Source organism: Nocardioides sp. LMS-CY, assembly GCF_018732145.1.
GTDB classification, from domain to species: domain Bacteria; phylum Actinomycetota; class Actinomycetes; order Propionibacteriales; family Nocardioidaceae; genus Nocardioides; species Nocardioides soli.
In genome coordinates, this window is record NZ_CP076104.1 from 4,716,188 (window position 1) to 4,729,511 (window position 13,324).

Here is a 13,324-nt window from a genome sequence, read left to right on the forward strand (position 1 = left end):
GAGTCGCAAAGCAGCCTAGGCGCCGTAACCCCCATCCACATCCAGCTTCTGCCCGCTGACGAACCCGGCGCGGTCGGAGGCCAGGAAGCAGACCGCCTCGGCGATGTCGTGGGCGGTGCCGAAGCGGCGCAGCGGGATGTTGCGGCGGGCGACGCCGAGCGCCTCCTCGGAGAGCTCGCCGGAGTCGATCAGGCGGGCGGCCATGCCGTCGGTGAGCATGCCGGGTCCGACGGCGTTGACCCGGACGCCGTAGCGGCCCTCCTCGACCGCGAGCGCGCGCACCATCGCCTCGACCGCGGCCTTGGGCGCCGAGGAGAGCCCGTCGCGCACGGGGAAGCGCGTCGTGGCGGCGGTCGTCACCGCGACGATCGAGCCCTCGCTCTCACGCAGGTGCCGCAGCGCGGGCTGTACGACGGCGAAGAATCCGGCCGCGTCGGCGGCCAGCTGCTCGGCCATCGTCGCCGGGGCGACGGCCGACAGGTGGGTCATCGGGATGTGCGGCCCCGCGGCGTACACCAGCGTGTGCAGGCCGCCCCGGGACTCGGCCACCGCGTCGACGACCCCGGCGGCGTCGGCGGCCGCCGTCGGCGCGGCGAGGTCGAGGGCGTGCGCCGACGCGTGCACGCCCCACTCCCGCGCGGCCTCGACGACCTGCTCCCCAGCCTCGGGCCGGGAGCGGTAGGTCACCGCGACGTGCGAGCCCCGGCTGGCCAGCATCCGCGCGATCGCGAGGCCGAGCCCGCCGCTCCCGCCGACGACGAGCGCCGCGCCGGGCCGATCGCTGAACTCACCCATCCACCGACTCCTTCGCCTCGAAGCTGATCGTGTGCCATCCGGTCGCGCCGTCGGGCACGGTGTCGTGCACCTCGCCGGTCTGCGCCTCGCCGTGCGCGTCGCGGGCCCGCACCGCCAGGGTGTGCTCGCCCGGCTCGACGTCGAGCGTCGCGGCCCACTGCACCCAGGTGTCGGCGCTCGGCACCCGACCGAGCTCGGCGCGCTGCCAGGGCCCTTCGTCGACCGAGACCTCGACGGCGGAGATGCCGTCGTGCTGGGCCCACGCGACGCCACCGACCCGGCCTCCGGACGCCGCGATCTCGCCGCCGTCGCCGGGTACGTCGATGCGCGAGGCGATCTTGACCGGGCCCTGCTCGGCCCAGCCACGCTGGGTCCAGTAGGCCTCGATGTCGTCGAACCTGGTCACCTCCAGGTCCACGACCCACTTGCACGCGGACACGTAGCCGTAGAGGCCCGGCACGATCGTGCGCACCGGGAAGCCGTGGTCGATCGGCAGCGGGTGGCCGTTCATCGCCACGGCGAGCATCGCGTCGCGGCCGTCGGTGAGCGCGGCGAGCGGCGTACCGCAGGTCCAGCCGTCGTCGGAGGTCTGCAGCACCGCGTCGGCACCGGGCTGGACCCCGGCCTCGCGCAGCAGGTCGGCGATGCGGACGCCGCTCCACCACGCGTTGCCGATCAGGTCGCCGCCGACCGGGTTGGAGACGCAGTTGAGCGTCACCCACGCCTGGGTGACCTGCCGCGCGATCAGGTCGCGGTAGCTCAGCACGATCTCGCGATCGACCATGCCGTGGATGCGCAGCTGCCAGCCCGCGGGGTCGACGGTCGGGACGACGAACGCCGTGTCGATCCGGTAGAAGTCGGTCGCCGGCGTGGCCCAGGGCTCCAGCCCCTCCAGCCCGACCCGCACCCCGGCCGGCAGCTCGGGCTCGGTGACTCCCGGCAGCCGCAGCAGCCGCCTGGCCTCCTCCACGTGCCGGCGGCCGCTGCCGACGACGCGGCCGACGGCGCCGGCCACGACGGCGCCGGCGACGACGAACCCGGTGCGGAGCAGGAAGGCACGGCGTGTGTGGTCGGCCGTCCCCGTCGCGACCGTCGTCGGCGCGGCGGCCGCGGCCACCTCGGCCCGTTCGTGCCGGCGCAGCGGCTCGGTGAGCAGCGAGAGGCACACCAGCCAGGTCGCGAACCCGACCGCGACCGGCAGCAGGTCGATGGTGCCGGTGCGGGGCTGCGACCACACGGCCACCCCACCCACGAGGGCGAGCCCGGCGTACACGACGACGGGCGCCCACCACGAGCGGCGCGCGAGCCGCCCGGCCCAGGCGAACAGCACCGCGCACAGCATCAGGATCACCAGCAGCAGGAACGGCTTGTCCCAGTGCCCCAGGAACCGGATCGCCCGCTCGACCACCACGCCGGGCGTGAGCCGCACGACTCCCTCGGCCACGGCGGTGAGCGGTGCGTCGCGGGTGGTCAGCACCATCGCGGCGCCGTAGCTGGCGGCGAGGCCGGCGAACCCGGCCGCCAAGCCGGCGACCGACCAGCTGCCGCGGGACGTCCTCACCAGACCGATTGTGGCTCAGGCATGATCTGCGTGTGCAGGAACTCCCCCGGGTCGGCGTCGGAACCGACGTCCACCGACTGGTCGACGGCGTGCCGCTCCACCTCGCCGGCCTGGCCTGGCCCGACGAGCCCCAGGGCCTCGAGGGTCACTCCGACGCCGACGTGGCCGCGCACGCCGCCTGCGACGCGCTGCTGTCGGCCGCGGCGCTCGGCGACCTGGGCTCCCACTTCGGTACGTCGGAGCCGCAGTGGGCCGGCGCCGCGGGCGTTGCGCTGCTGGCCGAGACCGCGGCCCGGGTGCGCGCCGCGGGCTTCGAGATCGGCAACGTCGCGATCCAGGTGATCGGCAACCGGCCGCGCCTCGGACCCCGCCGTGCCGAGGCCGAGGCCGCGCTCTCGACCGCCGCCGGCGCCCCGGTGAGCGTCTCCGCCACCACCACCGACGGGCTCGGCCTGACCGGACGCGGCGAGGGGGTCGCCGCGATCGCGACCGCGGTGGTCTGGGCGCGCCCGGCCGCTCCCCCTCCGTAGACTCGCCGGATGCCCGCCGCCGTCGTGATCCTCGCCGCCGGCCTCGGCTCCCGGGTGGGTGCCGGCTCCAACAAGGTGCTGCTACCGCTCGGCGACCGCCCCGTGCTCGCCTGGTCGGTGCGCGACGCACTCGCGCTCGACGACGTACGCCGCGTCCTCGTGGTGGTGCGCCCCGGCGAGGCCGCCGACGTGGCGGCCGCGCTCGCACCCCATCTCGGCGAGGGCGAGGTGAGACTGGTCGAGGGCGGCGCCACCCGGCACGGCTCGGAGTGGGCGGCGCTGCAGGCGCTGGCCCCCGAGATCGGCGCGGGCGAGCTCGACGTGATCGCCATCCACGACGGGGCCAGGCCGCTGGCCGGCCGCGACCTCTTCGCCGCCACGATCACCGCCGCCCGCGAGACCGGCGGCGCCCTTCCCGGGGTCCGGCTGACGGGTCTGGTCGCCCTCGACGCCCGCGCGCTGCCGGGGGAGCTCGACGGGGTCCAGACGCCGCAGGCGTTCCGGGCGCGCGAGCTGCTGGCCGCCTACACCGCCGCGGCGGCGGAGGGCTTCGACGGCACCGACACCGCCGCCTGCTGGTCGCGCTACACCGGGCTGCCGGTGGCGCGCGTGCCGGGCAGCCCGGCCAACCTGAAGGTCACCTTCCCCGAGGACCTCGACCTCGCGCTGCGCCTGGCCTGAGCCGATCCGGCGGCCGGACCACCGGCCCGATCAGGGTGCGGTGAGCGCCTCGAGCACGCGGACGTCGTCCGCCGAGCCCACCCGGCGGGCCGCCGGCGGCGCCTCGACCAGCTCGACCGGGTAGCGCCGGCGCAGGTCGGCCACCAGCTCGCCGAAGTCCGTGGTCGGCAGTCCGGAGAGTGCCGCCACGACGGTGGCGGGCAGCACGATCGGGGACGCGACCGTGACCAGCAGGTCGCGGTCGACGGTCTCGCCGACGGCGCCGCCCTCGACGACCTTCACCGTGTCGGTGACCGGGCGCACCCCGACCACCACGCAGCCACGCTCGACGGCGCGCGCGACACAGTCGGCGACGAACGACGGCGGGGTCATCGGGCACAGCGGGTCGTGCAGCACGAAGGGCTCGCCCGACGCGACGAGCGCCGCCCACGACGTACCCGCGTCGACCGGCGTCACGCCGGCCTCGCCCAGCGCCCACGCGGCCGCGGCGACCAGCGCCTCACCGTGGATCAGGGTGTACGGCAGCCGTCCGCGGCCCTCGTCCACCACGGTGCCCAGCGCGGGTGTCGGCTCGTCGTACTCCACATGCTCCAACCTAAATGCGCGAGGCCCCCGGAAGATCCGGGGGCCTCGTCAGCGGCGTTCAGGAGGCGAGCACCTCGTCGAGGAGCGCCTCTGCCTTGTCCTCGTTGGTGTGCTCGGCGAGCGCGAGCTCGGAGACCAGGATCTGGCGCGCCTTCGCCAGCATCCGCTTCTCACCGGCCGACAGACCGCGGTCGCGCTCCCGGCGCCACAGGTCGCGCACGACCTCGGACACCTTCATCACGTCACCGCTGTGCAGCTTCTCGAGGTTCGCCTTGTAGCGCCGCGACCAGTTGGTCGGCTCCTCGACGTGCGCCGCGCGCAGGATGTCGAACACCCGGTCGAGACCCTCCTTGTCGACGACGTCGCGGACACCGACCAGGTCGAGGTTGCACGCCGGCACCCGGACGACGAGATCCTGTTGGGCGACGATGCGAAGTACGAGGTACTGCCTGTCCTCCCCCTTGATGGTCCGGGTCTCGATGTCCTCGATGACCGCGGCCCCGTGATTTGGGTAAACAACCGTTTCGCCGACGGTGAAAGTCATATGTCAGGTACCCCTTCCTAGGTGAAGATTCTAACACGTTCTCGAAGGGACGCCGAGATCGTTTGCGCAGGTCAGGGGCACATTGCCGGCTTGACAGAACCGCAGGTGGTGTGGTGGCCGGCCGGTCCGGGAGACCCGCCGCGACACTCGTGGGGCCAGTGAGGCATGGCCCGACGCCCGCTGGACGATACTGCCGGGTATGTCGCCCACCCTGCGCCGACGGAGGAAGCAACCGGCCGCGCCGTCCGAGTCCGGGAGCGACTCCGCCGACGCCCCCGCGAGCGCGCCGGTCACCACCGAGCTGCCCGGTCGCGACGGGTTCGACGACCCGCCACGGCAGCCGCGCCGGCCGTGGCGGCGCCGGCCGGGCGGACGCCGTGCGCTGACCGACGCGACGCCGGTGCTGCTGCTCCGGGCGGCCCACCCACGGCTCGGCGCCCTCACCGCCGGGGGACTCGCCATCGCCGCGGCCCTCGCGGGCCGGCCCAGTCGCGAGGTCGGCCTGGTGCTCGCCACCGCGCTGGTCGGCCAGGCGCTGCTGGGCTGGTTCAACGACCTCGTCGACCGTCGCCGCGACTCCCGGCGGGCGCCGAGCGGCAAGCCGATCGCCGACGGCCTCCTCGACCCGGGCAACGCGTGGTTCGCCTTCGTGTGCGGGGTCCTCGTGCTGATCCCGCTGGCGATCTCGAACGGGGTGGTGGCCGGCTGCTGCTACCTCGGCTCGGTGGTGATCGGCCTGCTCGGCAGCCTGATGCTGCGCAAGGGCTGGTTCTCGTGGGTGACGTGGGCGGCGTCGTACGCGCTCTACCCGGCGTTCCTGTCGTACGGCGGCTGGGGCGGACAGGCCGAGGGCGCCCCGCCCCAGGTCGCGATGGTCGTGGTCGCGGCGCTGCTCGGCGTCGGCGTGCACGTGCTCTGCGCGCTGCCGGGGCTGGTGGCCGACCACGAGGACGGCTACCGCCACCTGCCGCTGCGGATCGCGCTGCGGATCGGGGCCCCCCGCCTGCTGATGGTCTCGCTGGCCTGGACGATGCTCGCCCTGGCCGGTCTGCTCGTGCTCGGGAGCGCCGTCGGGCTCAGCCACTGAGCCGGGTACCGACCCGTCCGATCGTGCCCGTCGGCGACCGCTAGGCTGTCGCCGAACAACCCCCTGCCCCCTCGTGAAGGCCCTGAAGATGCAGCTTCGCCGTTCCGCTCGTCTGCTCACCGCCGCCGGCGCGCTCGTGCTCGCCGCCTCGGCGCTGACCTCCTGCGGCTTCGACTACGCGACCGACCGCGTCTACACGCCGGGTGCCGGCACCAACGACCGCAGCGGCAACGTCGACGTGCTCTCCGCCGTGGTGGTGAGCGCGGAGGACGGATCGGGCACGCTGATCACGACGTTCGTCAACAAGGAGACCACCGAGTCCGCCACCGTCGACGCGATCGAGGGCGAGGACCTCACGATCGGCGACTTCGACCCGATCGAGATCGCCCCGAGCGGCTATGTCAACCTGGCCGACGCCGACACCCCGATCACGGTCGAGGGCGACTACGAGGTGGGCGCCTTCCTGTCGCTGACCTTCTCGTTCGGCGGCGGCACCTCCGTGACGATGGACGTGCCGTCGGTGCCCGACTGCGACGAGTACGCCGGCCTGGACGCCACCGCCGAGACGGGCACCCCGGTCGAGGACTGCGGGCCTCCGACCCCCGAAGTCGAGCACTGACCCCTCCTCCGGAAGGCGCCATGACCTACCAGCTCGTCCTGCTCCGCCACGGCGAGAGCGAATGGAACGCCCAGAACCTCTTCACCGGGTGGGTCGACGTCCCCCTCAACGACAAGGGCCGCGCCGAGGGCGTGCGCGCGGGCGAGCTGATCCGCGACGCCGGCATCCTGCCCGACGTCGTACACACCTCGCTGCTGCGACGCGCGATCAACACCGCCGCGGCCGCCCTCGACGTCGCCGACCGGCACTGGATCCCGGTCAAGCGCTCCTGGCGCCTCAACGAGCGTCACTACGGCGCGCTCCAGGGGAAGAACAAGAAGGAGACCCTGGAGACGTACGGCGAGGAGCAGTTCATGCTCTGGCGGCGCTCCTTCGACGTACCCCCGCCGCCGATCGACGACGCCGACGAGTGGTCGCAGGCCGATGACGTCCGCTACGCCGACCTGGGCGACGAGATGCCCCGCACCGAGTGCCTCAAGGACGTCATCGCCCGGTTCCTGCCCTACTGGGAGTCCGCGATCGCCCCCGACCTGCGCGCCGGCCGGACCGTTCTGGTCGCCGCCCACGGCAACAGCCTGCGCGCGCTGGTCAAGCACCTCGACGGCATCAGCGACGAGGACATCGCCGGCCTCAACATCCCCACCGGCATGCCGCTGGTCTACGAGCTCGACGAGTCGCTGCGGCCGACCGTCCCGGGCGGCCGCTACCTCGACCCCGCGGCCGCCGCCGAGGCCGCGGCCGCCGTCGCCAACCAGGGTCGGTGACCAGCGGCCCGCGACGAAGTCGCGGGCCGCGTCGGGTCACGGAGATTGAGCAAGCCCCGCGACCGACGAAGGAGGTCGCGACGGGCGCGTCGAAATCCAGCGAGCCGAGAGGCAGCTCTCCCCGCTCGGCACCTGCGAGCGATACCCAGTGACGTTGTGGTCGTTCCGGGCGCCTGGGAACAACCACATCGTCACTGGGTATCGACCCACCGGCACCTGCCACCGGCACTCCGACCGGGGCGGACCCGCACCAACCCGGCCCAGCCCCCACGAGACCAGCCCGACCCCAACAGCGATACCCACCGGCACCTGCCACCGGCACTCCGACCGGGGCGGACCCGCACCAACCCGGCCCAGCCCCCACGAGACCAGCCCGACCCCAACAGCGATACCCATCGAGACCGACAGATCGGGCCAGACCCATCGGGCCAGGACTCATCGGGCCAGGCCCATCAATGAACCGAGCGGTCAGCGGTCGACCGCGCCCGGGTGCTCCCCGGTGACGACGAAGACGACCCGGTTGGCGACCGAGACGGCGTGGTCGGCGATCCGCTCGTAGTAGCGGCCCAGGAGGGCGACGTCGACGGCGGCCTCGACACCGTGGGACCAGTCGGCGGAGAGCAGCTCGGCGAAGCTGGCCCGGCGCAGCTGGTCCATCTCCTCGTCGGCGTGCACGAGGGCGAGGGCGTCGTCGACGTTGCGGTCGGTGATGATCTTGGAGACCCGGACCACCATGTCCTCCGCGACCGCGGCCATCCGCTCGATGAGCGGGGTGACGGCGTCGGGCACCGCGAGGTTGGGGACCCGCAGGCGGGCGATCTTCGCGACGTGCACGGAGAGGTCGCCCATCCGCTCCAGCTCGCTGACCATCCGCAGGGCGGCGACCACGGTCCGCAGGTCGCTGGCGACCGGCTGCTGCAGCGACAGCAGCAGGAAGGCGGAATCCTCCACGCGCTCGCGCGCCAGGTCGATCTCGACATCGCCGCTGATCACCCGCTCTGCCGTCTCGGCGTCGCCGCGCAGCAACGCCTCGGTGGCCAGGCGGACCGCGGTCTCGACGTCGCCGCAGATGGTCGCCAGGTCCTGGAACATGGTGTCGAGCTGTTCGCTGAAGGCCTCTCGCATGGCGGCGAGCCTAGGCAGCCGAGATGACCCACGGGGGACGGCCCGTGAACGCGGGATGAACTTATGGCGAGCGAGGCCGTCCGGAGACCAACCCCGGGTGAATCCACTCGTACGATTCATGGTGTGGATGCGACGACGCAGGCGTTCCTCGCCGCACTCATCGGCGCGGTCGTCGCCGGCGGCGCCGTGCTCGCCTGGCACGTGAGCGACCGCGAGCAGCACCCGGTCGCGGCGACCGACGAGCCCGTCGTACCCCCGGGCGTCGCCACCGTCCTCTCGGTCCTGCGCAGCAGCGCCGTAGTCGTCGACGACAGCGACACCGTGCTGAAGGCCTCGGCCCCCGCCTACTCCATGGGTCTGGTCCGCGGCCAGGAGCTGGTGTCGAGCGAGCTGGCCGCCATGGTGCAGCAGGTACGTCGCGACGGGCAGATCCGCGAGACCGAGCTGGTGATGACACGGGCGGGCTCTCCGTCGCGGCACGTGACCGCCCGGGTCGCACCCCTGGGCGCGCGGCTGGTGCTCGCGCTGGTGGAGGACCGCACCCGCGAGCGCCGGGTCGAGGCCGTGCGCCGCGACTTTGTCGCCAACGTGAGCCACGAGCTGAAGACGCCGGTCGGCGCGATCCGGCTGCTGGCCGACGCCGTGCACGACGCGGCCGGCGATCCCGATGCGGTCAAGCGGTTCTCGGCGCGGATGCTGACCGAGAGCGACCGCCTCACCCGGCTGGTCCAGCAGGTGATCGAGCTGTCCCGGCTCCAGGGCGACGACCCGCTGGAGACGCCGGTGCCCGTCTCGATCGCCGAGGTGATCCGCATCGCCGTCGACACCAGCGCGATCGACGCCGCCTCCAAGCAGATCTCGGTGGTGACCAGCGGCACGCACGACCTCGACGTGCTCGGCAACGAGGAGCAGGTGACGGCCGCGGTCGCGAACCTGGTCGCCAACGCGGTGTCGTACTCCGAGCCGGGCTCCACGGTGCTCGTCTCCACCAAGGTGGACGACCAGCATGTCTCGATCTCCGTCGTCGACCAGGGCATCGGCATCCCCGCCGACGAGATCGACCGGATCTTCGAGCGGTTCTACCGGGTCGACCCGGCCCGGCACCGCTCCACGGGTGGCACCGGCCTCGGCCTGTCCATCGTCAAGCACGTGGCCGCCACGCACGGCGGGGACGTCCACGTATGGTCAGTCGAGGGTCAGGGGTCCACGTTCACCTTGTCCCTCCCCCGCTACCTCTCCGTCAGGGAGAGCCAGGAGGCAAGCCGGTGACCCGGGTACTCGTCGTGGAGGACGAAGAGAGCTACAGCGAGGCCCTCGCCTACATGCTCCGCAAGGAAGGATTCGAGGTCGCGATCGCGGCCGACGGGAACGCCGCCCTGACGGAGTTCGACCGCAACGGTGCCGACATCGTGCTGCTCGACCTGATGCTGCCGGGCATCCCCGGCACCGAGGTGTGCCGCCAGATCCGGCAGAGCTCGAGCGTCCCCGTGATCATGGTCAGCGCCAAGGACGACGAGGTCGACAAGGTGGTCGGCCTCGAGCTCGGCGCCGACGACTACGTGACCAAGCCCTACTCCCCGCGTGAGCTCGTCGCGCGCATCCGCGCGGTGCTGCGGCGCGGCCAGGAGCCCGACCTCGCCCCGGCGACGCTGGAGGCGGGCCCGGTGCGGATGGACGTCGAGCGCCACGTCGTGACCGTCGACGGCGCCGCCCAGCGGCTGCCGCTCAAGGAGTTCGAGCTGCTCGAGATGTTCCTGCGCAACCCCGGTCGGGTGCTCACCCGCGGCCAGCTCATCGACCGCGTGTGGGGCTCCGACTACGTCGGCGACACCAAGACCCTCGACGTACACGTGAAGCGGCTGCGGGCCAAGATCGAGCCCGACCCGAGCGAGCCCAAGTACCTCGTCACCGTGCGCGGGCTGGGCTACAAGCTCGACCTCTGAGCCGAAGGCGAGGAGGTCGAGCGCGCCGGCCGCGCAGCGACGGGCGAGGGACGAGCCCGACGCGTGGGCGCGGACGGATCGAGCAGCCCCGCCGCTGAGGGACGAAGCGGCGACGGGCGTGTCGAGATCGACCTCTGAGCCGGCAGAGAACACGGGTCGTGCCCACGTTGGCAGCGGATCGCGCAACCACGTCCGGAAACCGCGTGTCGGGTGTCGGCGGTCGTCCCTAATCTGGGTCGGTGACGAGTACGACGACCCGGTCCAGCCAGCAGCCGACGAGCGCGCCGGCGACCTGGCTGCCACTGGCCGCGGTCGGGGTCACGCTGGTGTTCTGGGCGTCGGCGTTCGTCGGCATCCGACACCTCGGCCACGACTTCTCCCCCGGCGCCCTCTCGCTCGGCCGGCTCCTCGTCGGCACGCTCTGCCTCGGCGTCGTCGCACTGCTGCTGCCCGGTGGCCTGCCCCGCCCGACCGGCCGGCAGTGGGTGTCGATCATCGCGATCGGCGTGCTGTGGTTCGGCGTCTACAACGTCGCGCTCAACGCCGGAGAGCGCCGGGTCGACGCCGGCACCGCCGCGATGCTGATCCAGGTCTCGCCGGTGCTGATCGCCGTGCTGGCGTCGATCTTCCTCAACGAGCGGTTCACCGCCTACCTCGCCGGCGGCCTCGCCCTGGCGTTCGCCGGCGTCGGGCTGATCAGCCTCTCTACCGCCCAGTCGTCCGGGGAGGGCAGCAACCACGACATGCTCGGCGTCGCGCTGTGCCTGCTCTCCGCGCTGGTCTACTCGATCAGCCTGATCCTGCAGAAGCCGCTGGTCGCCCGGCTGCCGGCCATCCAGGTCACCTGGCTCGCATGCACGGTCGGCGCGATCGTGTGCCTGCCCTTCATCGGGCAGCTGGTCGACCAGGCCCGGGAGGCGCCGGTGTCGTCCAGCCTGTGGCTGGTCTACCTCGGGGTCTTCCCGACCGCGATCGCGTTCACCACATACGCCTACGCCCTGCGGCACATGAGCGCCAGCAACCTCGGCGTCACCACCTACCTGGTCCCGCCGATCACCATCGTGATGGGTCTGGTCTTCCTCGACGAGACCCCGCCCTCGATGGCGTACGTCGGCGGCGCGCTCGCCCTGGTCGGCGTGGCCGTCGCCCGGCGCAAGGCCCGCCCGGCCGCCGCGCAGACGAGTGCCCCGGCCTGACCGTCGAGTCGTGACCTCTGGCCACCCGAGTCGGGAGTTCTGGTCAGGCCGGCGACCAGAAGTCCGGGCTGAACTGGTCGAAAGTCCCGACTCAACCCTCGAGCCAGCCGCGGAAGGCCTCGAGGTTCGCGGTCGGCTCGCCACGGAGCTTGCGCCACTCCCACTCCTTGCGGATCGAGGTGGCGAACCCGAGCTCGAGGATGGCGTTGAACGACTCGTCGGCGTAGGTCAGCACCGAGCCGAGCAGGCGGTCGAGCTCCTCGGGGGTGACGGCCGCGAGCGGGAGGCGCCCGTCGAGGTAGATGTCGCCGAGCCGGTCGAGCGCGAACGCCACGCCGTACATCCGCAGGTTGCGCTCGAGCAGCCAGCGGTAGACGCGCTCGTGGTTCTCGTCGGGCCGGCGACAGACGAACGCGTGGACGCCGAGCGCGTGCGGGCCGACGTCGAGGCGGACGGCGGTCTGGAGCTTCTTCTCGCCCGGCAGCGAGAACGAGAAGACCCCGTCGGCGACCTCGTCGTAGGCCACCTCGGCCGAGGCGAGATGGTCGCGGATCACCTGCCGGGGGTCGGGGACGCTGCTCATGCCAGCGACTGTGCCATCTCGGCCCGCGCCCGCTCGTACACGGCGAGCGTGCCCTCGGCGGTGTGCCGCCAGGAGAACCGCCGGGCCTGGGCGAGCGCGCCGCCCTCGAGCCGGAGCCGGAGCGCGTCGTCCTCCACCACCCGGCGCAGCGCGTCGGCCCAGGCGCGCGGGTCGTGTCCGTCGACGAGCAGCCCGCTGTGGCCGTCGCGCACCACGGTGGTCAGGCCACCGACCGCGGCGGCGACCACCGGCGTGCCGGTGGCCTGGGCCTCGGCGGCGACCAGACCGAAGGACTCGTTGTACGACGGCACCGCGACCAGGGTGGCCGCCGAGCACCATCGGGCGAGCTCGTCCTGCGCGACCGGCGGGACGAACCGGACGACGCCGTCGAGGCCGAGCGCGGTCGCCAGCTGGGCGAGCGACTCGGGGTGCTCGAGCCCGCTGCCGGAGGGGCCGCCGACGACCGGGACGACCAGCCGCGAGCGGAGCCCGGGACGCTGGTCGAGCAGTTCGGCGACCGCCCGGAGCAGCACGTCGGGCGCTTTGAGCGGCTGGATCCGGCCGGCGAACAGGAGGACGGCGGCGTCGACGGGGAGCCCGAGGTCCGCACGCGCCCGCGCCCGGTCGTGGGGCCGGAACACGTCGAGGTCGACACCGGGGTGCACCACCTCGACCCGGGCGGGCTCCGCGTCGTACAGGTTGATCAGCTGCTTGGCCTCGAGGTCGGTGTTGGCGATGAGCATGTCGGCCGCCCCGACGACCTGCTCCTCGCCGATGATGCGCGCCGACGGCTCCGGGGTGTCGCCCGCGGCGAGGGCGTCGTTCTTGACCTTGGCCATCGTGTGCATCGAGTGCACGAGCGGCACTCCCCAGCGGTCGCGGGCGAGCGCGCCGACCTGGCCGGAGAGCCAGTAGTGGGAGTGCACGACGTCGTAGTGACCCACCGGCTGCGCGGCCTCCGCGCGCAGCACCTCGCGCGCGAAGACGCAGAGCTGGCCGGGCAGCTCGGTCTTGGTCAGCCCCTCGAACGGGCCGGCGTGGATGTGCCGCACGGCCACGCCGTCGCCGCGGTCGACGATCGGGTCGAGGGCCGAACTGGTGGCCCGGGTGAAGATGTCGACCTCGATGCCCTGGCCGGCCAGGCGGCGCGCCAGCTCCATGACGTAGACGTTCATGCCGCCCGCGTCGCCGGTGCCGGGCTGGTCGAGCGGGGAGGTGTGCAGGCTGATCATCGCCACACGCCGGATCGGCTCCACGGGCACCTCGGTCATCTCGATTGACGGTCCGACACGGGTGAACACCGATCCGGCG

15 protein-coding genes are annotated in these 13,324 nt (G+C 73.0%); 8 read left to right on the forward strand and 7 right to left on the reverse strand.

The genetic code is table 11. The annotated features are described in order from the left end of the window. Positions 1-15 precede the first annotated feature (15 nt). A complete protein-coding gene (locus tag KM427_RS22345; RefSeq protein WP_215525344.1) occupies positions 16-795 on the reverse strand; it encodes an SDR family NAD(P)-dependent oxidoreductase in 780 nt (259 codons plus the stop codon). Further along, complete coding sequence (locus KM427_RS22350; protein WP_215525345.1) at positions 788-2,356, reverse strand: molybdopterin-dependent oxidoreductase; 1,569 nt, start codon at positions 2,354-2,356, stop codon at positions 788-790. Before KM427_RS22350 ends, KM427_RS22345 begins: the two co-directional genes overlap by 8 nt. A gap of 32 nt (positions 2,357-2,388) precedes the next feature. On the opposite strand from KM427_RS22350, the gene ispF reads away from it, so the two are divergent. Together ispF and KM427_RS22360 are read left to right on the forward strand one after the other, a co-directional pair. Then, positions 2,389-2,886 carry a 2-C-methyl-D-erythritol 2,4-cyclodiphosphate synthase gene (gene ispF / locus KM427_RS22355; protein WP_215525346.1) on the forward strand — a complete coding sequence of 166 codons (498 nt, stop codon included), beginning with the start codon at positions 2,389-2,391 and terminating at the stop codon, positions 2,884-2,886. 9 nt (positions 2,887-2,895) lie between these two features. Next, positions 2,896-3,567 carry an IspD/TarI family cytidylyltransferase gene (locus tag KM427_RS22360; RefSeq protein ID WP_183591983.1) on the forward strand — a complete coding sequence of 224 codons (672 nt, stop codon included), beginning with the start codon at positions 2,896-2,898 and terminating at the stop codon, positions 3,565-3,567. 30 nt (positions 3,568-3,597) lie between these two features. Here KM427_RS22360 and KM427_RS22365 read toward each other — a convergent pair whose 3' ends face one another. Both KM427_RS22365 and KM427_RS22370 read right to left on the reverse strand, forming a co-directional pair. After that, positions 3,598-4,152, reverse strand: a complete 555-nt coding sequence (locus KM427_RS22365) for a 2-C-methyl-D-erythritol 4-phosphate cytidylyltransferase (protein ID WP_252274764.1) — start codon at positions 4,150-4,152, stop codon at positions 3,598-3,600. 58 nt (positions 4,153-4,210) lie between these two features. After that, a complete protein-coding gene (locus KM427_RS22370) occupies positions 4,211-4,696 on the reverse strand; it encodes a CarD family transcriptional regulator (protein WP_183591984.1) in 486 nt (161 codons plus the stop codon). A gap of 199 nt (positions 4,697-4,895) precedes the next feature. Here KM427_RS22370 and KM427_RS22375 point away from each other — a divergent pair, with 199 nt between their 5' ends. From KM427_RS22375 to KM427_RS22385, 3 genes are all read left to right on the forward strand, one after another. Beyond that, on the forward strand, positions 4,896-5,783 hold the full coding sequence (locus tag KM427_RS22375; RefSeq protein ID WP_215525347.1) for a UbiA family prenyltransferase: 888 nt from the start codon (positions 4,896-4,898) through the stop codon (positions 5,781-5,783). Positions 5,784-5,871: 88 nt separating this feature from the next. After that, positions 5,872-6,402: a hypothetical protein gene (locus KM427_RS22380; RefSeq protein WP_215525348.1), complete on the forward strand. Its 531-nt coding sequence runs from the start codon at positions 5,872-5,874 to the stop codon at positions 6,400-6,402. Positions 6,403-6,422: 20 nt separating this feature from the next. Beyond that, positions 6,423-7,166, forward strand: a complete 744-nt coding sequence (locus tag KM427_RS22385; RefSeq protein WP_215525349.1) for a phosphoglyceromutase — start codon at positions 6,423-6,425, stop codon at positions 7,164-7,166. Between the two features lie 468 nt (positions 7,167-7,634). Here KM427_RS22385 and phoU read toward each other — a convergent pair whose 3' ends face one another. After that, positions 7,635-8,291 (reverse strand): phosphate signaling complex protein PhoU, encoded by a 657-nt coding sequence (gene phoU / locus KM427_RS22390; protein WP_183591988.1) that lies wholly within the window; start codon positions 8,289-8,291, stop codon positions 7,635-7,637. A 123-nt stretch (positions 8,292-8,414) separates the two neighbouring features. Here phoU and KM427_RS22395 point away from each other — a divergent pair, with 123 nt between their 5' ends. From KM427_RS22395 to KM427_RS22405, 3 genes are all read left to right on the forward strand, one after another. Next, a complete protein-coding gene (locus tag KM427_RS22395; protein ID WP_183591989.1) occupies positions 8,415-9,560 on the forward strand; it encodes a sensor histidine kinase in 1,146 nt (381 codons plus the stop codon). Beyond that, positions 9,557-10,234: a response regulator gene (locus KM427_RS22400; RefSeq protein ID WP_183591990.1), complete on the forward strand. Its 678-nt coding sequence runs from the start codon at positions 9,557-9,559 to the stop codon at positions 10,232-10,234. The genes KM427_RS22395 and KM427_RS22400 overlap by 4 nt, the downstream gene beginning before the upstream one ends. Positions 10,235-10,473: 239 nt before the next feature. Then, the gene (locus KM427_RS22405) at positions 10,474-11,430 is read left to right on the forward strand and encodes a DMT family transporter (protein ID WP_252274766.1); all 957 of its coding nucleotides are present in this window, start codon (positions 10,474-10,476) and stop codon (positions 11,428-11,430) included. A gap of 91 nt (positions 11,431-11,521) precedes the next feature. Here the strand turns inward: KM427_RS22405 and KM427_RS22410 are convergent, their stop codons facing one another. Together KM427_RS22410 and mshA are read right to left on the reverse strand one after the other, a co-directional pair. Further along, on the reverse strand, positions 11,522-12,013 hold the full coding sequence (locus tag KM427_RS22410) for a type III secretion system chaperone family protein (RefSeq protein ID WP_183591991.1): 492 nt from the start codon (positions 12,011-12,013) through the stop codon (positions 11,522-11,524). Beyond that, positions 12,010-13,284 (reverse strand): D-inositol-3-phosphate glycosyltransferase, encoded by a 1,275-nt coding sequence (mshA, locus tag KM427_RS22415; protein WP_183591992.1) that lies wholly within the window; start codon positions 13,282-13,284, stop codon positions 12,010-12,012. Before mshA ends, KM427_RS22410 begins: the two co-directional genes overlap by 4 nt. Positions 13,285-13,324 lie beyond the last annotated feature (40 nt).

Coding starts and splice junctions, on each gene's coding strand:
- KM427_RS22345 (WP_215525344.1), bottom strand. CDS start 795: ATGGGTGAGTTCAGCGATCGGCCCGGCGCGGCGCTCGTCGTCGGCGGG.
- KM427_RS22360 (WP_183591983.1), top strand. CDS start 2,896: ATGCCCGCCGCCGTCGTGATCCTCGCCGCCGGCCTCGGCTCCCGGGTG.
- KM427_RS22370 (WP_183591984.1), bottom strand. CDS start 4,696: ATGACTTTCACCGTCGGCGAAACGGTTGTTTACCCAAATCACGGGGCC.
- KM427_RS22375 (WP_215525347.1), top strand. CDS start 4,896: ATGTCGCCCACCCTGCGCCGACGGAGGAAGCAACCGGCCGCGCCGTCC.
- KM427_RS22380 (WP_215525348.1), top strand. CDS start 5,872: ATGCAGCTTCGCCGTTCCGCTCGTCTGCTCACCGCCGCCGGCGCGCTC.
- KM427_RS22385 (WP_215525349.1), top strand. CDS start 6,423: ATGACCTACCAGCTCGTCCTGCTCCGCCACGGCGAGAGCGAATGGAAC.
- phoU (WP_183591988.1), bottom strand. CDS start 8,291: ATGCGAGAGGCCTTCAGCGAACAGCTCGACACCATGTTCCAGGACCTG.
- KM427_RS22410 (WP_183591991.1), bottom strand. CDS start 12,013: ATGAGCAGCGTCCCCGACCCCCGGCAGGTGATCCGCGACCATCTCGCC.
- mshA (WP_183591992.1), bottom strand. CDS start 13,284: ATGACCGAGGTGCCCGTGGAGCCGATCCGGCGTGTGGCGATGATCAGC.